This is a genomic window from Methanocorpusculum labreanum Z (genome assembly GCF_000015765.1).
Classification (GTDB): domain Archaea; phylum Halobacteriota; class Methanomicrobia; order Methanomicrobiales; family Methanocorpusculaceae; genus Methanocorpusculum; species Methanocorpusculum labreanum.
The window spans coordinates 1,709,302-1,730,841 of sequence record NC_008942.1; the positions used below are offsets into that span (position 1 = coordinate 1,709,302).

Sequence of the window (21,540 nt, forward strand, 5' to 3'; positions counted from 1 at the left end):
CGAATCGCATTTTCCTTGCGCCGTCGTGCTCTGCTCCGGCTTATCGCCTACGCAGGAATCGCACGCCGGCTGGAAAAATGCTAAGGAAAAACCGGCGTGCCGGTTTTTCTCTCCGTTAACTTTTCTCTCTGTGTAATAAAAATAATCAAACAACAGAAAAACCCGCACGCGGGTTTTTCCCAGCATTTTTCAAGAGAGGGTGCGATTCCTGCGTAGGCGATAAGCCGGAGCAGAGCACCCGAACGTAAGGAAAATGCGATTGGCGTTAATTCGCGGAGATTCGCGGTTGGTTTTTCTCATGCTTCCACACCGCGCTACTCCTAAATAAAAAAGGTGAAGGGTCAGGCCTTCAATTTCATATCCATCTTTTTTACGATCTCTTTTCCCCGCTTCTTTGCCTCGACCACGCTCTCCGGCCAGCCCTTCACCCCGCCGTGCAGATCCATGCCCGGGAACAGCACGTTCTCCGTATAGGTAAAACCCGAATCATTGAAAAACGCCCGGACCACCGGAAACGCCGAATCGAAACTGTACGGCAGATCCTGTCCCGAAGTCGCGAGAAACACGCCCGTATGCTTTGAAAGATGCTCTTCGTCGAAGACAAGCGTCTTCGTCACGAACTTCTGCGCCCACAAAAACTGCCCGCGGTCGATGAAGGACTTCATCTCGGCAGTCACCGACATCGAGTAGATCGGCGACGCCAGAACCAGAATATCCACTTCCATGAGCTGATCGAAGACCGGCGTCAGCGCGTCTTTGATAACGCATATCCCGTTTTTGTGACAGGAATTACACCCTTTGCAGTTTTTGTGATCGATATCCGCAAGACGGATGACCGTCACCTCGGCACCGGCTTCCTTTGCGCCTTCCACGAAGGCATTCATTACCGTCTCGGTGTTTCCGCGTTTTCGCGGGCTTCCGTTTATCACGAGCATCGTGGTCATTCTTCCACCATCAGTGCCGCCATCGCGTCCCCGGCCTCTTTTGCTTTGGCGATCATCTCGGGATTTTTCCGGAAATCACTGATCTTGTCGAGACCCGGAAGAAGGAGATACCGGATCCGTGACGCCGGGATCTGGGAAACGTCGAAAAGGAACTGGGCCACAGGCACGGTGTGATCGAAGATCCCTTTGCGGGTCTGACCGGAAGCCGAGATAAACATCGCGAACTTTTTTCCCTCCGGCTTTGGCAGATCGTGGAGGACATACTTTCTCGACCAGAAGACCTGACACCGGTCGATGAGGATCTTCGCCTGGGCACAGACCGACATGGAATACACCGGGGATGCGAAGACCAGAAGATCGCAGGCACGGATCTTTTCGCCGAGTTCGGCGAAGTCGTCTTGATGGATACATACGCCGGTCTTTTCGCATTTTCCGCAGCCTTTGCACGGCGCGATATTGAGGTCGTTTAGGACGACCTTTTCCACCGACATCCCGGAAAACGATTCGAGCACTGTGTCGAGTGCGGATTCAGTATTGCCGTGACGACGCGGTGAAGTTGTGATGGCAAGAACGGATAAGGGCATTTATTCAGTATATCACCCCGGACACAGATAAATCCAGTGATGAGGGGAGAGAAGTCTGCATTTGTCCAATCGTAAATTCTGTAATATAAAGCTCTCTTCATTTTTCATATGTTGTTTTTTTTGTGTACTTCGGTTTCGTGTACGGGATCCTTTTTCTTTGGCGGGGAGCTTTAGCTCCCTCAGCCGAGATAGTCGATAGACTTTCGAGTGGCGTATTCATCACACGAAATGCACGAAATCCACACAAAAACACGAAAGTAAAAAAATGAAAATGGTGGGACACATGAGATCCCCTTCCCCCGTCCCCCACACAAAAACCACAAAAATCAACGAAATGCACCAAAAGGGGGGACAGGGGTGGAGGAGAGGTATTCTTCTGTCTCCACTGAAAAAACTGATGTTACTTTTTGCACGACCCTTTGCACGTACACCTTCGGGTATGTACTAAAATTGACTAAGATCTCCAGATCATATCCTCCTCCCCCTTTTGGTGCATTTCGTTGATTTTTGTGGTTTTTGTGTGGGGGACGGGGGAGGGGAACTACATCTTTCCCCACCCAGCCTATTCTTTCTTTTTCGCGTTTTCGTAAATTTTTTCGTGAATTTCGTGTGATGAATGCGCCCATAAAAAAGAATTCCATACACAAAACCGAAGTAAAACCCAAAAAATGCTCATCCAATTTATAATAACTCTCTCCAGCACACCGATATTTCAATTGGACATGCTCAGTAGGAAAAACCTCATCACGGTCCGTGACCAATGGAAAGTATGCATGTTTCCGCAGGCAGACTGGCGATCGGATTTGCAATTCTGGCGGCTCTTTTGTATGGTATCAGTGCGCCGGTCTCAAAGATCCTGCTGGAAACGACGTCCCCCGAACTGATGGCGGCACTTTTGTATCTGGGGGCGGGTATCGGGATGTTTGCGGTGAATCTGGCGACCCAGCGGCGCAGCCGGGAGCGAAAGGAGGCTCCGCTTTCGAAAAAAGATCTGCCGTTTGTGATCGGCATGATCGTACTGGATATCGCGGCGCCGATCCTTTTGATGCTGGGTCTTTCGCTCACGACTGCGGCAAACGCGTCTCTTTTGAATAATTTCGAGATCGTGACGACGGCTCTGGTGGCTCTTCTGCTGTTTCGCGAAGCGATCGACCGGCGTTTGTGGATCGCTATCCTTTTGATCGTGGCAGGAAGTGTTCTTCTGACCGTCGATGATCTGAGCAGTTTTTCGTTCTCGGCAGGGTCGATTTTAGTGATCCTCGCGTGTGTCTGCTGGGGTGTGGAGAACAACTGTACGCGGATGCTTTCCCTAAAAGATCCGATGCAGATAGTCGTTGTGAAAGGGTTCGGCGCAGGGTCGGGGGCTTTGCTGATCGCGTTTCTGGCGTCCGGGATGCAGACGGATCTCGTAAGCGTGATCGCGGCGCTGGTCCTGGGATTTTTCGCGTACGGGCTGTCGATCTATCTGTATGTCCGGGCACAGCGGGATCTTGGGGCGGCGAGGACGAGTGCGTTTTACGCGGTGGCGCCGTTTATCGGAGCGGCGATTTCGTTCGCGGTGTTTCAGACGCCGCTCACCCCTCTGTTCGCTTTGGCGGCCGGTCTTATGGTTCTTGGAGCGTATTTTGCGGCGAAGGGAGGGCATATGCATAAGCATATCCACGAGTCGGTGATGCATGACCATAGGCATGGGCACGAGGACGGTCATCACACGCATGTCCATGAGCCGCCTGTATTCGAAGAACACACGCACGAGCATACGCATGAACGTCTCGAGCATGACCATCCCCACGGGGCGGATATGCATCACGTTCACGTGCATGAAGAGAAGAAGTGAGAGGGGCGTTTACAAGAGAACTGTTATGCCGAAGATGATGATCGGCAGGAGAAGCGCCGCCAGAAGTGCCGCAAGATAGAGATACACACGCTTTTTTGAATCGGTCATCAGGGCGGCGCCGATCAGCCAGGTGATGAGGACACCGTAGAGAAATCCGATCTGGTGAGCGGTATTGGGGACGGCGGCGGCGGCGTTTCTGAATTCTGCAAGCGGGATGAGGAGAAATACCGCTGCCGAGATGAGTATCGTCCCGATGAAAAATCGGAGGCTTTCGAAATTTTTCCAGACGGCATAGGCGATCGTAACGATAGTCATCCCAAGCACGGCAGATATGATGCCGGAGAACCCGACGATATCCACCAGCTGAAGGCCCGGGACGAGAAGTAGGGCGGTCGAGAAGGAGAAGGGGAGGATGGTTACAAAGAGGATGCAGGCGATGAACGGGCAGAGGTAAAACCGGCTGTCGAGTTTTCGAAAGAGAACAGTGATGATCGTCAGGGAAACGCCCAGAATGAAGAAGGTGAAAACGTTTGTCAGGAGATGCTGCGGAATTTCATGAGAGAAGGAGGCGAGATAGAGGGCCTTGACGGGGGTGCCGGATGACGAAAGGGAGACGGCGTCGATCGAGAGTATGTCGTAGGAGAGGAGGGTCCACATCCCGAGGATGACGATTCCAAGAATGAACCAGTATATCAGGATGAAGAGCCGGAATCCTGACGGAGAGAGGCTGATGTTTCTGTCGGTCAGGTGCTTGGAGAGGGGAGGGGTCCAGGTCATGGGGGATATGAGTAATTATGAATGCGGCCTGATAAGGGTGACGCAAGGGGTAATTCCGGGGGGATAAGTATTATTTCGTTCCCGGGTGATGGAGAATAGTATGGATGCAGAAGAGCTGGAGGAGGATGTCCGGGGGTTGTATTCTCCGGATACGAAAGCGGCGTATGCGAGTTTTTTGCGGCTGAAGGCAGAGAGCGAGGAGGGCGATTCGGTGTACCGGTTCTGGGACGATTTTGCCGGGATGATGGAGAATGAGAATTCGTATGTCCGGACCCGGGGCCTTTTGCTGATCGCAGCGAACGCGAAATGGGATACGGATCATAAGCTGGACGGTGTCCTCCCCCAGTATCTTGAGCATATTTTAGATGAGAAGCCGATCACGGCCCGGCAGTGTATTTCGGCGCTGAAGAGTATTGTTTCGGCGAGAGGGGATCTTGTCCCGGAGATACGGCAGGCGCTGGAGACAGCGGATACGGGGAGGTATAATGCGAATATGCGGCCGCTGATCGAGAAGGATATCGCAGGGGTGCTGAAGATGATGGAGGGGGTGAGGGGGAATCCCCTGGGGAAAGATACGAATTAATACCTTGAAGATAGGTAATATTAATATGAGTGAAATATGAATCTGAAAGAATTGGATGAGATAAAATATAATAATCAATATAAAAATTCTCTTAATTCATTATCACCATATATCGGGAGACTGCGTTATGAGTGCGCAGGGTATTTGATTGATCAATATGCTCAACCTGATGAAATACTATTTGATCCATTTTGTGGTAGTGGAACAGTATTACTTGAGGGTTGGGCTAAAGGTTACAATGTAATGGGCAATGACCTCAATTATTATGCTTATGTTCTAACAATGGGTAAATTATATCCCTATCAAACAGAACTTGATGCATTAGCAACTCTTGATAGATATAATAATCGAGTAACCAAAAAAACAAGTCAAATAAATCTGGATGTTATTCCCGAATGGGTACAATCCTTTTACCATCCTCAGACACTTCGGGAAATAATTGCCTGGACGTATTATCTCAGAAAAAATAAGGAATGGTTCCTGCTTTCTTGTCTCATGGGTATTTTGCATCACCAACGTCCAGGATTTTTGTCCTATCCCTCAAGTCACGGGGTACCTTATTTACGTACAAACAAATACCCTCGGGAAAATTACCCGGAAATGTATTCTTATAGAAATGTTTACGAAAAACTCAACGCAAAGATAAAAAGAAGTTATAAATACATACCAAATTTGGATTTTTCTAAAGAGCGCATTGTTTACAACAAAAATTCTGCATCAATGAAAATCAATCAAGATAGAATTGGTACAATTATTACAAGTCCACCCTATATGAAGTCATTAACATATGCACGTGATAATCGCTTGAGATTATGGTTTTTAGGAAAAGATGATTGGAATTCGTTAGATCAAAAAATATCTCCACAAGGGAATGATTTTATCTTAATGATGAAGCAATGCATCAAAAAATGGTCTGAACATCAAATATCTGGTGATAAATGTGTAGTTGTTCTTGGAGATATAAATATTCAATATAAAAATCAGAAAATACCTCTGGCTGAAATGTTAACGGAAATTTCCTCAAAAAAATATCGTTTGGTTGAAGCATTTTATGATTCTATACCCGAAGCAAAAAAACAGATTAAAGGTAAAGATTTAGTTAAAAGAGAGATAATTACTGTCTTAGAAAGGATATGAAAAAATGGAGTCTGATAGTTTCATTGATGTTAATATACATGAATATATAATTAAAGAGGAAATTGGCAAAGGATTTTACGGGAAGGTCTTTAGAGGAGAGAGGGAAAATTACGGAAATCGTGCAATTAAATTTGTTCCAGAGGAAATGGTATTAAAAAAACCAACATGGGAACAAGAAATCACTAAAGTTGTTAAACTGGAACAAACAGAGGGAGTAGTCCGTTATCATGATCATGGATTTAAAGAAATCTCTGGAAAAAAATATCTCTATATAATATGGGACTATATTAATGGTGAAAGTCTCGCCACCATTATAGAAAAGAAGAAAGTTACAATACAGATGTTGATCGACATTATTGATCGAACACTAGCTGTTTTTCATGCATGCAAACAACTGGGCATTCAACATGCTGACTTTCATTCCGGAAATATCATAATTGAAAATCCAGATCCCTTATCAATTAATCCAAATCAGCGTAGGGTATTCATAACAGATTTTGGATATGGTACTTTCTCCCCCAGTATCATTTCCGAAGAAATAATGGATGACTACAAAGGCTTTGCACGTATTATTCAAGAATGTCTCGAATCAATTGACATGCATTCTCTCAATCTTGAAGACAGAAATAAATATCGGATCATAAAAAATGAATTCCCAAAATTATTATTTGAAAATGATAGAACTGAGGGTGAGTATGTAAAAAATCCACAAGAAATTCGGAGTGCATTGTATAAATTATTTAATAAAGATGAATTATCCCAAAAAAAGATAAAATCTATCGGAGATTATTTAGTTGCAGAATATATGGGTGAGCGCTTTGAGGATTGGGAAGCCCTATTTGTACCTAAATTTCTAGCCAAAGATGAATTATTCGATAAAAACATTTGTGTTTTGACAGGATTACGCGGTTGCGGTAAAACAACAATTTTTATGAGAGTCAGTCATGATTTAAAAAAGAGATTGGGTAATGCCGGTATCCCAGGGGAAGATGGATTTATTGGGTTATATTTGAATGCGAGGACAATTGCTGAAGCTTTTCCTTGGCTACCTTTGGAAAAACAAGATGAGGCACGTAAACAAGTCATCAATTATTTCAATCTGAAATGGACGATTCAAATTCTTGAATGGTTACGATACGAGGTGGAGAAAAATAAAAATATAGATTGTTTCTGGATAAGTTCATTCTTTACTCAGTATTTGAAAGATTGTTATTTTACCAGTACATCTAATGAGGGAATAATTAATACAGCGATATCTGGGTGTGAAAACGAATTATTAAAATGTAAACTAGGTGCCAAATATTTGCCCGAGCTACCATGGGTATTTTCTGATTACGATTACTTAGAGGATTTTATAAAAACTATCATCAAAAATTGTTGTTTTGCAGAGGATAAAGATTTCTTCCTCTTTTTAGACGATTACTCATCCCCAATGATCAACGAGTGTACACAAAAGATTCTTAATCCAATAATTTTCAGGAGAACATCGTCTGTTTTCTTTAAAATATCTACAGAAAGCGTTGCGAGTTTTATACCCTACGGATTAAATGATAAAAAACTTGAAGAAAATAATGATTACAAACTGATTGATCTCAGTATAAAATCGATAACAAATGAGAACAATAGCGAAAACGAAGATATTATTAACTCTATATTCAAACGACGAATAGAGAGAAGTGATCTCTTTGCAAATTATAATACAAATTTAAAGGAGTTACTAGGGGAGTATAAACTTTCAGATAATGAGCGGGCACGTAAAATTATAGAGAATGAGGCCTCAAATTCCTACTATGGAGTTGGAGTTTTTTATGATATATGGTCAAGTGACATCAGAGAATTAATTAAAATATTCTCACAAATGGTGTCGGAAGAAAAGGATATTTGGAAGAGAATTGAAGATGTACGGTCTAAAAATAATCCCGATGACACGTTTATAATTCAGATAAAAAATCAGAATAATGTATTTCGAAGGGCGGGTGGAACTTATCTTAATTTATTGAAAACAGCAATGAATCCCTGTGGTAATGGTAATATTACCGATAAAAATAGTTTGGAAACATATGGGGATCATCTATTTGCTATCTCATCGGCGTTTCAAAAAATCATAAATCATGATTTGAAAAATAAAACTTCAAGAAACTGTGATTATAATCCTCCAAAACAAGCTAGAAGAATTGAAATATCAGATGGATCAATAATTGGAAAACTTGACCCAATTGCCGAATGTTATTATAAAGGCCTTATCCGATATGGCGTCTTTGTTCAGGATCCGCGTGCAAAAAGTGTTCGAAGTTCGATTGCAACACGAATATATTTACGTAGTTTATTTGTACCATATTTTAACATTACTTTTTCTAAAAGGGATAGTATAACTCTTGGTTGGAAAGAGTTCAAAGAGTTACTTCTTACACCAGATGAATTTGCAGATAAATATATAAAATCGAGCAATGAGCACTTAGAGAGGAAACGCTTGAAGGAGGAACGCCTGAAAAAGGATCAACTGAAAAAGGAACAACAGACAAAATTATTTGGAGATGAGGATGATTGAAACCAATAAAATGAAACGATTACCGCTAATTGAAGAAGCTTCTAGAATAGATGAGAAATCTATTTCGACAAGATTATTAATTATTTCAGAAGGGTTTGAATCACGATCATTATCTTGGATTACCGCACAACCAAAGAATAGCAGTCTATTTAATGAAGCATGGGTTTGCAAATATGAACCCAGTAAAAAATCCAAATATCAAGATATGATACAGGAAGTCTCGTGCAGGACCAATAATGTACACACGATTGAATTTAACCGATTTAGTCCAACTATTTTTGAACAAAAATTAAATAACCACATATCTCAAATAGATCGTTTTGATGAAATTATAATTGATATCACTGTGATGTCAAAGATTCTCATCATGATACTATTATGTTCACTTAATAGATATAATAAAAAACTGACAATTATTTATTCAGAACCAATAACCTGGAGCCCATCTCTGGAAAAATACAATGAGGAAGTCTCTAAACGTAATATTTGTGATAATGACAGCATTCTCACTTATTTTGGTCTTTCATCAGTAGGGGTATATGACATTGTCAAAACACCAAAACTATCAAGTATTGTTATGCAAAATAGTCCATCTATTTTGATTGCATTTTTATCGTTTAATGAACAACTCCTTACAGTTTTACTAAATAATACAAACCCCGAATCCATATTCCTTATTAACACCATAAATGAGAGAGAGACGTGGAGAGAAGAAGCAACAATTGATATTCATAAAAATATAATTAACACATCTCCTCTTTATGAGAGTATTCAGAATTATAAATTAACAGACTATATCGGTGTTTTTGAGAAGATTGCTAAAATTTATCAAGAGAATAATTATTCCAATCGGATAATCATTTCTCCAACAGGATGTAAACTCCATGCAGTTGCTTGTGCACTTATGAAAAACTGTTGCTCAGATATTCACGTGGAATATCCAATCCCTAATAGTTATATTTTTGAGGGTTATTCAAGTGATGAAATCTATAAAATACATCAGATCGTATTCAATTCATATATGGATGATATGATATCTATAGCAGAAGAATATCATTTGAATGGTTAGAATATCATAATTTGAATTGACCTACGATTGTTTTTGAGATCATAGGGTAATTCCTTGTGAATATAATTGCTCAGAACTTGCCCAAAATCAAAACGGGGTAGCTGAGTTGGACTTAAATGGGATCATAAAAATTGTCGCGTTTATTCGCGATTGCGTGCAAGCCAAAGGCTTGCGTGCCGCCTCAAGCGGGCTTGGCCCGCTTGGGCTTATTCGCGGTGAGATATCTCATAAAGCCACACTCGGCAAACTCCTTCCTGAGATACGATCCAAGTAATTAGTGTCACATTTTTCTCAAAACCCTGGGAAAAATTTCTAAACCCTAATTCTACGCCTAATTACTACAAATACGAGAGTTTCGGGAAAAACCTGACACCACATAATAAATCCACCATATGCCCTGTTTTTTAAAAATTCAGCCAAAATATGCCAGATTTTAGTGTCACCATCATTTTTCAAAACCTGACACCAAATTCCCTCCAAAAAAGAAGTGTCACGTTTTTCAAAAAGCAACGTGACACAAAACTCACCTCTATTTCAGCCGGCACTTGAAATACCGCTGACTGTTCGTCCGCTGTTCCTCAAACCCATACACCCGCATCCCCTTAAACAGCCCCCTCTTCTCCTTCTCCGACAGACCCTGCCGGAAATTCACCTGCGAATACTCATCATACCCCGGCATCTGGATCTTAGCAAGCCCCACCGGAATATCATGGCGGGCACACCACGAAATATACGCCTCCTCCAGCTCCAGACGGGACACACGCCCCGTCTCAGATTTTTCCACACACTCCTCGATAAACGCCGACACCTCAAACCCCGCCAGCAGCTCATTCTGCGTGGATGCGCAAAACGCCGGCTGCGGCAAAAGCCCCTCCTTCGTATACGCGATCAGCTCATCCGCCACCATCGAAAAGACCGCATCCCGCTCCGCAAGCAAACACTCCCGGATATCACGCGCCCGCTCATCCCCCGCAAACAAATGCGGGAACGGGATCGTAAAAATCCGGCGCAGAAGAGCGTAATCCAGCGTCTTATCGAACCGGGGCAGCTCATTCGTCACCCCCACCGGCGTGCACACCACCCGCTGCGGGCGGGACTTCTCATACATATCCCGAAACCGGCTTGTCACCGCGTCCCCCGTCAAAGCTTTCACCGTATCCGCGCTGATCCGGCCGCCCCGCGACTCCTCATCGCTCGCCTCCGAAATCAGCATCACCCGCTTTGAAAGCGACCGGGCAACCCCCGACGCCGGACGATCCTCGGACCCCGCATACAGCTCACGGACCGAAGCCTCCGACATCTCCGACCCGAAAATCTCCCGCAGCACGTCGATCGTCGTCGACTTCCCGTTACTCCCCTTCCCCCACAGAAAAATAATCACCTGCTCCGGATTGCCCGGAAACAGCAGATAACCCAGCAGACGCAGAAAACACCTGCCGAGTTCCATCATCTGGAGCGTCCGCTCCTCCTCAGAAAGACCGCTCACATTGTCATCGAACACCTTTTTGAGGTGGTCGATGAACGCCGGCGAGCGAAGCCCCGGCGTGTAGACGGCGTCCAGATAGATCAGCGGGTACTTCTCCCGGATCGAATCGCACGCCCAGATCGGGATGAACTCGCCCGTCCTGCAGTCGAGAGCGCCGTTTTTGCAGGTGATATACCGGCCGTCGGACGCCTCGGAAAGATTCACCTGCATGGACGAGCCTTCGATCATTTTTCTGAGGGCGACCTGTTTGGTGTGGTTTTTGCTCAGATTCACATGATTCTGGAGCTGGACAACGAGGTTTCGCATCTCGGGGGTGTTTTCGGCGGCGGCCCGGCGCTTCCAGTAGTCGAGTTCCTGTTCGAGGCTTTTCCCGACCAGCCGAAGGACCTTCCCGAGTTTTTCTCTGGCGGGTTCCCAGTGGTTGGTGATAAAGGCAAACCACTGGCCGCTCGCGATGTCGTAGACGAGGTTGCCGCCGGCTTCTTTTTCGAAACGGACGGCGTTTCCTTCGTCGTTGAGGGAGTTGAGGAGAGCGTCGGGCGTGGGGAGCTGCCCGCGGATCATGGTTTTTCGCTCCCAGGGCGGGGTGGATGCCGGGTCGAAGAACCGGAGAAGGAACTCTTTTTCGGGGCCTTCCGGTTCGGTGTCGATGATGTGTTCCCTGACAGCGCGCCGAAGGTCGGGGCCGGTGTCAAAGGTCGTAAGGATGTCGACGAGCTGGCCGAATTTATAGAGCTTGAACCGGTAGGATTGGACGTCGAGACCGATTTTGGCTTCTTTCGGCGAAAGGGGTTCAGTGATCGTTTCAGTGAGTTCGGCGGTGTAGCCCGCCGGAAGCGGAGGGTTTGGCTGGTTCAAGGCCATTCGCTCCCTCCGTTGTTTTTTAGGGGTTGATATATCTTTGATATCATGAGTTACAAATGTAATTAGATAGCAGAGTATTTATAGATATACATCGAATAGGTATGTAGAGTAATTATGGCTGAAGAAAAGAACGATGATCAGATTTTGATTAGGCTCCCGAAATCGCTGAAGGCACAGTTGGAGGGCGCAGCCCGTGTGGAGGGGATGACGGCCCAGGAGTGGATCAGGAAAGCGATCCAGAACCGGATCGGGCTGTTGAATGTGTGCCCGGTCTGCGGGACGGTGAATGCAGGGACGGCGAAGTTCTGTAATGAGTGCGGGTCGAGTCTTAAGGATAGTAAGAGGTCGATGTATTTCGCGTGGATGAAGAATGTGGTGAAGGAGGAGTTGGAGGAGGGCGGGAATCTTGACGCGGTTTTGGCGTATCTGGATGATCCGGCAGGGGAGCAGGCGAAGCTGGAGAAGAAGGGGAAGTGGGTCGTGCGGACGGAAGAGAAGTAGAGGGATGATAACCCGTCGAATTCGACGGGTTTAATTCTATAATTTAGAGTAGGACATACGCGGTGTTGGTGTGAATCCAATTCAGAAGGGGGTACGGCCAGGTGTGGAAACATGAGATTAACAAACCGCGAATCTCCGCGAATAAACGCGAATCGCATTTTTCTTGCGCCGTCGTGCTCTGCTCAGGCTGATCGCCTACGCAAGAATCGCACGCCGTCTGGATAAATGCTGGGGAAAAACCGGCCAGCCGGTTTTTCTATTGTAAACTCTCATCTAGCTTATATAATATAGAATAAATTTGGAGAAAACCCGCGACGCGGGTTTTCCAGCATTTTTCGTTTCGCCGTCACGACCACGCGGAGCCGATTAGGCAGAGCGTAGTGACGCGACCGAAGGTCAAGAGGGCGAAACAGGAAAAATGCGATTCGCGTTTATTCGCGATTATTCGCGGTTTGTTAATCTCATGTTTCCACACCAACCCATCACCCTTCAAACGTTCCTAGACCGCCAAATGACGACAACTTCATTAGAACCCATAGCCAATATGTAAAAGTATTTTCGCGAGGGTATCCAAGTGGCCAACGGAGGCTGACTCAAGATCTGCTCTCAAGGAGTTCGCGGGTTCGAATCCCTCCCCTCGCATCTGATTTACTGTTTTTGCCTCTTATTTCAGACAAGCACGGATGAACGAGATATTATCCTTCTCCCAGACCTCAACCTCATACCCTGCATCACGGAAAAGTTCCTTCCAGTCATCGGGATATCGCTGCACATCATGGAAATGATCGATAGGCTCCACCGCAAACACTTCACCCGAAGGCTTCAGGACCCGTTTGATATCCCGCAGTGCTCCCGGGATATCATCCAGATGATGCAGCATAAAAATACAGACCACAGAATCGAAATATCCCTCCTCGAAAGGCAGCTCATACGTATTGGCCACCACAAATCGGGTATTCGCCACACCTTCAACCTCTGCATTCAATTTGGACTGTTCGACAGAACTCTCAAGCAGATCGATCCCGTATACAAGAGATTCCGGCTTTGCCTCCGCTATTTTGATTGCAAGCGTGCCAAGACCGCACCCTACATCGAGGATATTCTTTCCCGAAAGAAGAGGAAGAACCTCGGCAAAAGCCCGCATCTTCCTCGGCTCCATGTAACTTTGCGGAAACTGCGCCTCCTCCACCCGGTCAAAATAGGTATACGGAGCGATGCTGTAGATATTCGCACCGTTCTCGGCCATCAACCCCCGCACGTAATGCATATTTCCCTCCTTTCTGATGTAGCTGACAACGGAAGTCCCAAGACCGGCGCAGAATCTTTTGTTCAGTTCCTCTTTACCCGAAGGGAACGTAACGCAAAGGGGGTCGTGCGTTATTATATAATGAGAATACTTCTCTGTAAAAAATCCGTCATCTGCATCTGCGAAATCAATACCGCTAATTGCCTGTCTCCATAAAGGCAGCATCTTCAGACTCTCTTCAGACGTATGATTATGCACGTTTCCTATCGGTAATAACTCCATGAATATTCATTCACGGCCTTTATATAAGAAAATACGTAATTGACGGGAAATGTGGTGAGTCGGGAAGAAAATGGACGCAGCGTATCACCCGAGTTTTCTTTTCAACTCTGACCCCGGCTCACCGCCTAACCTCCACCCCTACCTCGTTATGCCGTAGGAATCCCGGGATCCACGGCGGATTATACCGCATCAAAAACACCTCTCCCGCCGCCTCGATCCCCGCGTCACGAAGCCCTTTTAAGAGCCGGCCCTCAACTTCCTTCACCTCCTCATCATGGGTCTTCCCCTTAAAAGCGATGACCGCGATCTCCCGCTCGGGCACCGGAACGATCCGAACCTTACTGTCCAGCGGCTCGGGGATCTCGCCAGAAGTTTTTCCGGGCGGCATCACAAACGACATCGTCGAGGCGTTGGAAACGACCGGCGCCGTCATCGGGATCTTTGCCGACGTGATCACCGGAGCGGTCATCTGCAGAGAATCCTTCGCGGCATTCTTTCCCGAAATATAGGCAAACAGAAGATTGAACCCCGAATCGTCCCCCGCACTCTCGACCGTTGCGAGCACAAGTGCAGGATACTTTCGAAACTCGATCTCTCCTTCTTTCCCGGTGACCTCATAGGGGATCGTTTCCGTCATGATCCGAGCCCTCCAAAAATGAGGGAGATCGAAGATTCGGGCAGTGTAATTGTATCGATCGTCATACTATCCTGCTTCGTTCCAGCCACGAAATAGATTACTGATGAGGCAAAACGGCCGCAGATCAAAATTCTTTCAGAAAAAATCCGAAATAATTTTCACCATTTTTTCGTGAAAAAATTTAATTCATCAGAGAACATTAATCAAATTATTATGAGGAAAAGAGAAGCGGCACTCGCCGTTTTACTCATCATCCTGTCACTGACTTCCTGTGCCGCAGCCCATGTCCCGCAAATTGTCGGAGCAGACGAAGGAATCCAAAACGCCGTCCATATCGACGACCCCTACAAATCATGGGCCATCTACGGCACATTCCCAGCCGCCGGATCGGTCACCTACTACCAATTTACCCTCGAGACCGGAGACCGGCTCTGGTTCTCGGTATTCACCCCGGATATCGGGGCCGCCTCTCCCGAAGCGGTCCTCATCGGCCCGGGAATCGAAAGTTCCGGCGATATCCCGGCCGGCGTCGCGTCATTGGACGGACAGGGATACATTCTCATCCCGGGAGAAGCCCCCGTCCTCCCGGAGTATGAACCCTTCACGCCTGCCGCAAACTACCAATGGCTCGAATACGAATACATCGCTGAAGAGCCCGGCACCTACTTCATCGTGATGGTCAACAACGGAACCGGGGCCGGAAACTACGGTCTTGCCCTCGGTTACCGCGAAGAGTTTTCCGTTTCCGAATGGGTCATGATCCCGCTCTCGATCGCGAACATCCGCATCTGGGAAGGAAACAGCCCGGCGTTCGTGATCGGATTCCCGCTCCTCATCGTCATGTTCGGGCTGGTGTATCTCTTCAGAGCAAAAAAGAGCCGGTGAAAATCACTTCTGAGACGCTCGCCGGATCTGCCGGCGGTCTCTTGTACATCGCCGGTTCGCTCTTCATGCTTATTCAGGCCCTGATGGCTCTTGGAAAAACCGGGTTCGAGGCATCGTTTGGCGTAACGGCGGTCTTTATTCTGATCCCCCTCGTTCTCGGATGCCTAGTCTTGAGATACTATCTCCGGCCCGAAAAAAAGCCGAGAAAATATCGGTGGCTGAAACTGCTGATCCTCGGGATCCTCGGGCTCGTATTCTGGGCAGGGTATGTAATCGGCCCGATCCTCGTGCTGTGTGCCGGACTTGCCGCCCTCTTCGCGAAAAACAGGGAGAAGAGAGCGTCGCTCTAAGCCGGGGGCTCTCAGAGCAGTCTCGGCTTCGCTTCCTTTCCGTCCCCGGTGGTCAGCTTCTTGATCACCATCACCCGGAACACGTCGTCACTGTCGTTTATCAGCAGATGCGGCACGTTTTTCGGGCTTTCAATCAGGGAATCCTTCTCGACCTTCTCCTGCTCGTCGCCGATCACGATCAGCCCATCCCCTTCCAGAACGTAGAACAGCACATCGACCGGGGTCAGATGTTTTTTCAGCGCCTCGCCGGGCTGGAGCGTGATCACCACCACATCGGTGCTTGGCGAACCGTGGATTTTGCGGACATCCACGTTATGGGGATTGTCGGCGATCGGGGTTTTATCCAGCGTCGTTACGTAGATCGTCATACTATCAACTTCGCGAGAAGCCTCAAATAGCTTCGGGATGAGGCATATAAAAGAGGGAGAAAACCTTACTCCCTCCAGTGCTCCGGTTTCTGCAGTGCGTCCGCACAAACGACCCGGCCAAAAACGCCCGCATAATCATCGGAACCTAGATTCTGCACCATCCAGGCACCCGCATGTATTTCCGGGATCGGATACGGGGCGGCAAATCCCATCCGTTCGGCCCCCTCGACAAACCCGTACTTCGGATAGTAGGCCTCGTGGCCGAGCACGAAGACGAGCACGACCCCCATATCCTTGAGCCGTTTCAGGCCTTCGAGGATCAGCATGCCGCCGATCCCTTTGTTCTGGAACGCGGGTCTGACGGCGAGCGGGGCAAGAAGATAGATCAAGGGCGCAGGACCCGGCCCCTCAAGGGACGCTTTCGTAAACAGAATATGCCCTACCGGCTCGTCTCCCGCAAAAGCGAGCAGGGATACAACCGGCTGAGCCGTTGTATCTTCCAGAAGTTCGGCAACAAGGATCGCTTCCTTATCGTAACCGAAAGCCTCTTTTTCGACAATCATTACATCGTTAAAATCGGACGCGGCCGCATCCCTGATGAAAATTGTAGGTTCCGTCATTATATGTACCTGAAAAGTTCGTATTTTTATATCAATGCTTTCCGGGTTATTTAGTAATTATCGAAAAAAGGGTGGTTTACCAGGTATCCGTTCACCAGATCCCGGGGAAAAGCCGGTAGCGAACGTCCCGTGCATACGCGGGATAGCCCGGCAGTTCTCTCAAGAGGGCGGCATCCTCACGCCTGGTCCTAATAATGAATAATCCTGCGGTAATAACGCCTGGAATAAGCGCCCAAAACGATCCGAGCATCAGAGGCTGGGCAAGAACGACCAGCATAAATCCCAGATAGCCGGGATGACGAACGAAACAATAGGGACCTCCGGTCACGGCGTGGTGATCCTTTTCATCCTGGATACGGACAACGCGGGAAAAAAAGCGGTTGGTGAGCATCGCCCAGATGAATATCCCGTAGCCGAGAAGGAAAAAGCAGAGAGCGATTCCTTCCACGACGAACGGAACCTGGCCGGTCCAGCCAAACCGCAGAGCAAGGCCCGCGGTCAGGAGAGGCAGAAGTCCGACAAGGTTCATCGTTTTGACCAGCCGGGTGTCCCAGTCCTTTTCCCCTTTCTGTTTGTACATCCGCTCGATGATCAGATCCGGACTGCAGACGAGGGTCACGAACGCGGTCGCCGCAAACATGACGCAAAGAATGACCCAGGCCATCGGCCAGTTAAGCGTGCCTGCCGAGAGGAACAGGATCACGCCCATGATCAGAACCGGGATCGTTCCGGAAAGGATGCCTTTCGCCCGCAGGATGCGGACGGCCTTTTTCGAAAGGGGAACGGGGTCCGGGGTCATACGGTTTTCTCCGGGGCCTCCCGTTGGTAGACGAGCCGGCCGTCCTTCCAGGTCTCATCGACGACCGGGGGATTTTGGGGGTCGAGTTCCCCTTTCAGGAGCACGAGATCCGCGACCATGCCTTTTTTCAGCATGCCCCTCTCATTCTCCTGTCCTCCGGCAAAGGCACTGCCCGCAGTGTAGATACGCAGCCACTCGACAAACGGCATGACCTGCTCGGGGAAGATCGTTTTGCCGTCCCCGGCGCTCATCGTCGAGCCCATGACCGAGCATTTGATCGGATCGCGGGCATCCATGAATCCTCCGGGATCATCGCTGCTTGCCGCAACAACTACGCCGGAACGGGAAAGATCGCCGTATGCAAACCATTTTCCTTCGTCGAGAGGAGCACGCTTCATGCCCTCGCCCCGAACAAGGAACTGCGGCTGGACGGAGACGCAGGCGTTCATTTTGGAAAGCCGCTCGATCTGGCTGTTCGAAAGAAGCGTCACATGTTCGAGACGGGGCCGAAGCACGAAGCCGGCGGGCGTTTCCTTTGCCGCCTGTTCGTAGGCATCGAGTACGGCGTCGGTCGTGGCGTTCCCAAACGAATGGACGCAGGTCTGCCATCCGTTTCTGGCGGCCGTGCACAAGACATCGGCGAAGTCGTCCCGGTATTTTCCGCTGGTGATGACCTGGCCGTGCATCTTCATCGCAAAAGCGACGGTCTCGGAGGTTGCCCCGTCGGCGAAAAGTTTCGCAGGACCGGTCCGAAGCTTTTCGTCTCCCGCTCCGGTAGAGGGACCTGCGAGACGGGAGCCGAGATCATTATCGAGCACGGCGCTTCCGTGCGGCATCATCAGGACCGAAACGGGAAGCCGGCCTTCGTCATAGAGCAGACGGTAGGCGGCCTCGGCTGCCGGGGTGACGCCCGGATCATGGACCGCAGTGATCCCAAACGGCAGAAGTTCCTTCGCCCGGGCCTCGATCAGATCGGCATGACGCCTGGTGTCTGCCGCCATGATCGTTTGAAACACCGGGACCTGGGCCTCTTCGATCAGGATGCCGGTTGGAACACCGTTTTGATCCCTCTGAATGATCCCGCACCGCGGATCCGGCGACGATGATTCGATGCCGAGGAGTTCCAGCGCTTTGCTGTTGACAACGCTTTTATGAAATGTCGCCTGGATCAGAACGACCGGACGGTCGGGATAGATCGCGTCGAGATCTGCCCGGGTGAATTCTTTTCCCCCGCACTGTGCATCGAACCAGCCGAATCCGACCAGCCAGCCTGGCCCCAGATTCTCTTTTTCATGTTCGGCCAGAGCTGCAAAGACCGCCGTCTCATCGGTGATCCCAATCAGGTTTGCCCATTCCGGGAAAAAACAGCCGAAGGAGGAGAGGTGGTTATGCGAATCGATGAAGCCCGGTATAAGGGTCCGGCCGGAGAGGTCGACGACCGCGGCGTTTGGATACTGATTTATGAGTTCTGCATCGCCGATATCCTTGATCCGGCCGTTTTGAATTATTACTGTCTCAGCGTGGCCGCGGTCTGGATCCATGGTGAGGATCTTGCCGCCGGTGAACGCAGTTATTTTTTCGTTCGGTATTGTTGTCATGGTGATCACGGATTGTCTCTCCAGCAAACTGCCCGGATACGCTGCACAATCCAATTTACTAATTATACTGTGTACTAATTAAAGTTACTGCATAGTAACTAATATTCTTGTTAAGTAACCTTATTATAGAGCCGGTGCCTATTTTTATGAAAGAGGTAATGGGTATGCCAAAGATGGTGCCGGAGTACCGGGAAGAGGCGAAAAGGCGGATCGTTCAGGCAGGGCTTGAGGCGATGTACGAAAAAGGCTACTGCAAAACCACGATGGATGACATCGCCGCCCGTCTGGATGTGAGTAAGCCTGCTCTCTACCGGTATTTCAAAAATAAGGACGAGCTTGTTATCGAAAGCGCCAAGATCCTGCAGGGTCAGTACCGCAAAGTTACCGACCAGGACGAGCCGGACCGCTGCCCGGTCAGGATGTGGATCGATACGTTCGATCAGATGATGTCGCAAAATCCAAACGAACATGCGCTGCTTCTCGAGCTTTTTGCGATCAGCGCCCGCGAGCCGGTTATCCGGGATTTTTCCGTGGAGCGGATGAAAAACGGGATCGAGAAGCCCGCACAAATGATCGCCGAACAGCAAAACGAGGGGCTCGTCTCGCAGAAAATGGATCCCCGCACCCTTGCTATTGCTTGCGTGTCGATGTTCAACGGGATGCGGATGATGATGCTTCTCGGCGTCGAAAGAGAGGAGCTTCGCGCCCGGTGGGTGGAGATCGTCAGAACGCTGTTCGGCGTTCCGGATGAGTGCCCGCAGGACTGCGCCGGATGCGGGAAGTGCGGCGGAGCAGAACAGCAGTAACGAGGGCAAAACATGGATGAAACGCACCTTCGGCGCAGAACCTATCTGAATGCGGCAGGCTTCTTCGTCTTTTTCTGGCTGATCCTTTTCGTTCCCGCCTGGACCCTGGATTTTTGGCAGGGATGGATCTACTGGAGTATCTTCCTCGCGGCCGAGGTCTTCATCATCCTGTATTTTCTGAAAAAGGATCCGGAGCTTATCAGAAGCAGACTCCGGATCGGACCGTCAGCAGAGCCTGAACGGAGCCAGAAGATCATCCAGACGTTTGGGGGAATTTCGTATCTGCTCGTCCTCGTGATCGCGGGGCTCGATCACCGGTTCGGCTGGTCGTCGGTGTCGCCGTATCTGGCGATCGCCGGGGATATTCTGATTCTGGCCGCATTCTACGTCGTGTATCTGACGTTCAGGGAGAACCATTTTACGGCCGCGATCGTCGAAGTGCAGAACGGTCAGACGGTCATCTCGACCGGGCCGTATGCATGGGTCCGTCACCCGATGTATGCCGGGACATCCCTTCTTGTGCTCGCATCGCCGTTTGCTCTCGGTTCTCTCTGGGCATTGATCCCGGCATTTCTCGTGATCGCCGGGATCGTGCTGCGGCTTTTGGAGGAGGAGAAGTTCCTCGGCGTGAATCTTCCCGGATACCCGGAGTACTGCACAAAGACCCGCTTTCGTCTGATCCCGTTCGTGTGGTAAAAAAGATTGGGGAGTGTCAGCCGCGAACGACCGCGGCGGCAAAGTTGAGCAGGCCGGATACGGGCCGGTCGGCATTGACGCCGGTATAGATCATGCCCTTGTATATACTGCCTGGAACGATCTCCACACCGGTAAATCCAAGCCCGGCGAGATAGGGTCTGAGTTCGTTTTCGGCAAAGCCTGTGCGAAAGAGTTCGCCGACCTGGGAAAGATACGCACGGATGTAGGCGCCTCCTTCGCTGTCCGAGGTGCCGTCGACGAGCGACTGCGGGACGAAATCGAAGAGAGCGATGCTGCCGGTCCCGGCGTTTTGGGCGATGCCTGAGAAAAGTTCTCCGACTGCGTCCCGGGAGAGGTACATGAGAAGTCCTTCGAGCACGAAGAGCGTTTTTTCCGAGGAAGAATACCCGGATTTTTTCAGTGTGTCCCAGAGATTGTCGTGTTCGAGATCGAGAGGGACGAACCTCACATGATCCGGCATTTCGTGAAAGATCCCGGTGATGATGCCGGTTTTTCGTTCGATCGTCTGCGGCTGATCGACTTCGAAGATGGTCATCCCCTCTTTGAGGGCAGGGAGGCGGTATGCCCGGGTATCATACCCGGCACCGAGGATCACGAGCTGGGTGAATCCTTCGGCCGCAGCCTTTTCGATGCGGTCGTCGAAGTACCGGACCCGGGCACGAATCGAGTTGCTCCAGCCGGGCATCTTTTTTTCATACTCTTCTGCTAAGGTTTTTGCCTGGAGCGGATTTTTTTTGGCATACTCAAGCGTCCGGGGATCGACGAAGTAGACGGCATACGGATCGTAGAATATGCGTCGGTCTTCCGGGAGCTTCGATTCGGCGAACCGCTGTAAGGCGATTCCTTCAGCCATTTTGCTTGGGCCGTTTTTTTCGGTTGGTTGCTCTGTCATAGAACTGCAG

21 protein-coding genes and 1 tRNA gene are annotated in these 21,540 nt (G+C 49.0%); 11 read left to right on the top strand and 11 right to left on the bottom strand.

The features are described 5' to 3' along the window. Positions 1 to 341: 341 nt before the first annotated feature. The gene (locus tag MLAB_RS08880; protein ID WP_011834040.1) at positions 342 to 944 is read right to left on the bottom strand and encodes a flavodoxin family protein; all 603 of its coding nucleotides are present in this window, start codon (positions 942 to 944) and stop codon (positions 342 to 344) included. Continuing rightward, complete coding sequence (locus MLAB_RS08885; protein WP_011834041.1) at positions 941 to 1,528, bottom strand: flavodoxin family protein; 588 nt, start codon at positions 1,526 to 1,528, stop codon at positions 941 to 943. The genes MLAB_RS08880 and MLAB_RS08885 overlap by 4 nt, the downstream gene beginning before the upstream one ends. A 760-nt stretch (positions 1,529 to 2,288) precedes the next feature. Here MLAB_RS08885 and MLAB_RS08890 point away from each other — a divergent pair. Further along, on the top strand, positions 2,289 to 3,365 hold the full coding sequence (locus tag MLAB_RS08890; RefSeq protein WP_048062133.1) for a DMT family transporter: 1,077 nt from the start codon (positions 2,289 to 2,291) through the stop codon (positions 3,363 to 3,365). A 9-nt stretch (positions 3,366 to 3,374) separates the two neighbouring features. On the opposite strand, the gene MLAB_RS08895 is transcribed toward MLAB_RS08890, so the two are convergent. Then, the gene (locus MLAB_RS08895; RefSeq protein WP_011834043.1) at positions 3,375 to 4,142 is read right to left on the bottom strand and encodes a rhomboid family intramembrane serine protease; all 768 of its coding nucleotides are present in this window, start codon (positions 4,140 to 4,142) and stop codon (positions 3,375 to 3,377) included. 100 nt (positions 4,143 to 4,242) lie between these two features. Between MLAB_RS08895 and MLAB_RS08900 the strand changes: the two genes are divergently transcribed. The 4 genes from MLAB_RS08900 to MLAB_RS08915 are packed head-to-tail and all read left to right on the top strand — an operon-like array spanning position 4,243 to position 9,479. Then, positions 4,243 to 4,725 carry a hypothetical protein gene (locus tag MLAB_RS08900; protein ID WP_011834044.1) on the top strand — a complete coding sequence of 161 codons (483 nt, stop codon included), beginning with the start codon at positions 4,243 to 4,245 and terminating at the stop codon, positions 4,723 to 4,725. Between the two features lie 36 nt (positions 4,726 to 4,761). Then, positions 4,762 to 5,862, top strand: a complete 1,101-nt coding sequence (locus MLAB_RS08905) for a DNA adenine methylase (protein WP_011834045.1) — start codon at positions 4,762 to 4,764, stop codon at positions 5,860 to 5,862. Between the two features lie 4 nt (positions 5,863 to 5,866). Then, positions 5,867 to 8,410: an ORC-CDC6 family AAA ATPase gene (locus tag MLAB_RS08910; RefSeq protein ID WP_011834046.1), complete on the top strand. Its 2,544-nt coding sequence runs from the start codon at positions 5,867 to 5,869 to the stop codon at positions 8,408 to 8,410. After that, a complete protein-coding gene (locus MLAB_RS08915) occupies positions 8,403 to 9,479 on the top strand; it encodes a hypothetical protein (protein WP_048062325.1) in 1,077 nt (358 codons plus the stop codon). Before MLAB_RS08910 ends, MLAB_RS08915 begins: the two co-directional genes overlap by 8 nt. Positions 9,480 to 10,008: 529 nt before the next feature. Here MLAB_RS08915 and MLAB_RS08920 read toward each other — a convergent pair. Further along, entirely contained in the window at positions 10,009 to 11,829 is a 1,821-nt protein-coding gene (locus tag MLAB_RS08920; RefSeq protein WP_011834048.1) for a hypothetical protein, read from the bottom strand. Positions 11,830 to 11,943: 114 nt separating this feature from the next. Here MLAB_RS08920 and MLAB_RS08925 point away from each other — a divergent pair, with 114 nt between their 5' ends. Further along, positions 11,944 to 12,330 (top strand): zinc ribbon domain-containing protein, encoded by a 387-nt coding sequence (locus tag MLAB_RS08925; protein ID WP_011834049.1) that lies wholly within the window; start codon positions 11,944 to 11,946, stop codon positions 12,328 to 12,330. Between the two features lie 560 nt (positions 12,331 to 12,890). After that, a tRNA-Leu gene (locus MLAB_RS08930) sits at positions 12,891 to 12,972 on the top strand. Between the two features lie 22 nt (positions 12,973 to 12,994). On the opposite strand, the gene MLAB_RS08935 is transcribed toward MLAB_RS08930, so the two are convergent. Together MLAB_RS08935 and MLAB_RS08940 are read right to left on the bottom strand one after the other, a co-directional pair. Then, positions 12,995 to 13,858, bottom strand: coding sequence for a class I SAM-dependent methyltransferase (locus MLAB_RS08935; protein ID WP_011834050.1), 864 nt, complete (start codon positions 13,856 to 13,858; stop codon positions 12,995 to 12,997). A gap of 118 nt (positions 13,859 to 13,976) precedes the next feature. Further along, positions 13,977 to 14,495, bottom strand: coding sequence for an SOUL family heme-binding protein (locus tag MLAB_RS08940; protein ID WP_011834051.1), 519 nt, complete (start codon positions 14,493 to 14,495; stop codon positions 13,977 to 13,979). Between the two features lie 213 nt (positions 14,496 to 14,708). Here MLAB_RS08940 and MLAB_RS08945 point away from each other — a divergent pair, with 213 nt between their 5' ends. Both MLAB_RS08945 and MLAB_RS08950 read left to right on the top strand, forming a co-directional pair. Continuing rightward, the gene (locus tag MLAB_RS08945) at positions 14,709 to 15,380 is read left to right on the top strand and encodes a hypothetical protein (protein ID WP_011834052.1); all 672 of its coding nucleotides are present in this window, start codon (positions 14,709 to 14,711) and stop codon (positions 15,378 to 15,380) included. Further along, positions 15,377 to 15,730, top strand: a complete 354-nt coding sequence (locus tag MLAB_RS08950; protein WP_011834053.1) for a hypothetical protein — start codon at positions 15,377 to 15,379, stop codon at positions 15,728 to 15,730. Before MLAB_RS08945 ends, MLAB_RS08950 begins: the two co-directional genes overlap by 4 nt. An 11-nt stretch (positions 15,731 to 15,741) precedes the next feature. On the opposite strand, the gene MLAB_RS08955 is transcribed toward MLAB_RS08950, so the two are convergent. From MLAB_RS08955 to MLAB_RS08970, 4 genes are all read right to left on the bottom strand, one after another. Beyond that, on the bottom strand, positions 15,742 to 16,098 hold the full coding sequence (locus MLAB_RS08955; RefSeq protein ID WP_011834054.1) for a cupin domain-containing protein: 357 nt from the start codon (positions 16,096 to 16,098) through the stop codon (positions 15,742 to 15,744). Positions 16,099 to 16,163: 65 nt separating this feature from the next. After that, entirely contained in the window at positions 16,164 to 16,718 is a 555-nt protein-coding gene (locus MLAB_RS08960; RefSeq protein WP_011834055.1) for a GNAT family N-acetyltransferase, read from the bottom strand. A gap of 91 nt (positions 16,719 to 16,809) precedes the next feature. Beyond that, positions 16,810 to 17,517 carry a methyltransferase family protein gene (locus tag MLAB_RS08965; RefSeq protein ID WP_011834056.1) on the bottom strand — a complete coding sequence of 236 codons (708 nt, stop codon included), beginning with the start codon at positions 17,515 to 17,517 and terminating at the stop codon, positions 16,810 to 16,812. After that, a complete protein-coding gene (locus MLAB_RS08970; protein ID WP_011834057.1) occupies positions 17,514 to 19,115 on the bottom strand; it encodes an amidohydrolase in 1,602 nt (533 codons plus the stop codon). Before MLAB_RS08970 ends, MLAB_RS08965 begins: the two co-directional genes overlap by 4 nt. Positions 19,116 to 19,261: 146 nt before the next feature. On the opposite strand from MLAB_RS08970, the gene MLAB_RS08975 reads away from it, so the two are divergent. Further along, positions 19,262 to 19,921: a TetR/AcrR family transcriptional regulator gene (locus MLAB_RS08975; RefSeq protein ID WP_011834058.1), complete on the top strand. Its 660-nt coding sequence runs from the start codon at positions 19,262 to 19,264 to the stop codon at positions 19,919 to 19,921. 12 nt (positions 19,922 to 19,933) lie between these two features. Continuing rightward, on the top strand, positions 19,934 to 20,617 hold the full coding sequence (locus MLAB_RS08980) for a methyltransferase family protein (protein ID WP_011834059.1): 684 nt from the start codon (positions 19,934 to 19,936) through the stop codon (positions 20,615 to 20,617). A gap of 16 nt (positions 20,618 to 20,633) precedes the next feature. Here MLAB_RS08980 and MLAB_RS08985 read toward each other — a convergent pair whose 3' ends face one another. After that, the gene (locus tag MLAB_RS08985; protein ID WP_011834060.1) at positions 20,634 to 21,530 is read right to left on the bottom strand and encodes a class I SAM-dependent methyltransferase; all 897 of its coding nucleotides are present in this window, start codon (positions 21,528 to 21,530) and stop codon (positions 20,634 to 20,636) included. Between the last annotated feature and the right edge of the window lie 10 nt (positions 21,531 to 21,540).

Bases quoted from the DNA above. Each gene is read 5' to 3' on its own strand.
- MLAB_RS08935 (WP_011834050.1), bottom strand. From the start codon at position 13,858: ATGGAGTTATTACCGATAGGAAACGTGCATAATCATACGTCTGAAGAG.
- MLAB_RS08975 (WP_011834058.1), top strand. From the start codon at position 19,262: ATGAAAGAGGTAATGGGTATGCCAAAGATGGTGCCGGAGTACCGGGAA.
- MLAB_RS08890 (WP_048062133.1), top strand. From the start codon at position 2,289: ATGGAAAGTATGCATGTTTCCGCAGGCAGACTGGCGATCGGATTTGCA.
- MLAB_RS08910 (WP_011834046.1), top strand. From the start codon at position 5,867: ATGGAGTCTGATAGTTTCATTGATGTTAATATACATGAATATATAATT.
- MLAB_RS08940 (WP_011834051.1), bottom strand. From the start codon at position 14,495: ATGACGGAAACGATCCCCTATGAGGTCACCGGGAAAGAAGGAGAGATC.
- MLAB_RS08960 (WP_011834055.1), bottom strand. From the start codon at position 16,718: ATGACGGAACCTACAATTTTCATCAGGGATGCGGCCGCGTCCGATTTT.
- MLAB_RS08965 (WP_011834056.1), bottom strand. From the start codon at position 17,517: ATGACCCCGGACCCCGTTCCCCTTTCGAAAAAGGCCGTCCGCATCCTG.
- MLAB_RS08985 (WP_011834060.1), bottom strand. From the start codon at position 21,530: ATGACAGAGCAACCAACCGAAAAAAACGGCCCAAGCAAAATGGCTGAA.
- MLAB_RS08980 (WP_011834059.1), top strand. From the start codon at position 19,934: ATGGATGAAACGCACCTTCGGCGCAGAACCTATCTGAATGCGGCAGGC.
- MLAB_RS08905 (WP_011834045.1), top strand. From the start codon at position 4,762: ATGAATCTGAAAGAATTGGATGAGATAAAATATAATAATCAATATAAA.
- MLAB_RS08925 (WP_011834049.1), top strand. From the start codon at position 11,944: ATGGCTGAAGAAAAGAACGATGATCAGATTTTGATTAGGCTCCCGAAA.
- MLAB_RS08895 (WP_011834043.1), bottom strand. From the start codon at position 4,142: ATGACCTGGACCCCTCCCCTCTCCAAGCACCTGACCGACAGAAACATC.
- MLAB_RS08885 (WP_011834041.1), bottom strand. From the start codon at position 1,528: ATGCCCTTATCCGTTCTTGCCATCACAACTTCACCGCGTCGTCACGGC.
- MLAB_RS08915 (WP_048062325.1), top strand. From the start codon at position 8,403: ATGATTGAAACCAATAAAATGAAACGATTACCGCTAATTGAAGAAGCT.
- MLAB_RS08955 (WP_011834054.1), bottom strand. From the start codon at position 16,098: ATGACGATCTACGTAACGACGCTGGATAAAACCCCGATCGCCGACAAT.
- MLAB_RS08900 (WP_011834044.1), top strand. From the start codon at position 4,243: ATGGATGCAGAAGAGCTGGAGGAGGATGTCCGGGGGTTGTATTCTCCG.
- MLAB_RS08920 (WP_011834048.1), bottom strand. From the start codon at position 11,829: ATGGCCTTGAACCAGCCAAACCCTCCGCTTCCGGCGGGCTACACCGCC.
- MLAB_RS08880 (WP_011834040.1), bottom strand. From the start codon at position 944: ATGACCACGATGCTCGTGATAAACGGAAGCCCGCGAAAACGCGGAAAC.
- MLAB_RS08970 (WP_011834057.1), bottom strand. From the start codon at position 19,115: ATGACAACAATACCGAACGAAAAAATAACTGCGTTCACCGGCGGCAAG.
- MLAB_RS08945 (WP_011834052.1), top strand. From the start codon at position 14,709: ATGAGGAAAAGAGAAGCGGCACTCGCCGTTTTACTCATCATCCTGTCA.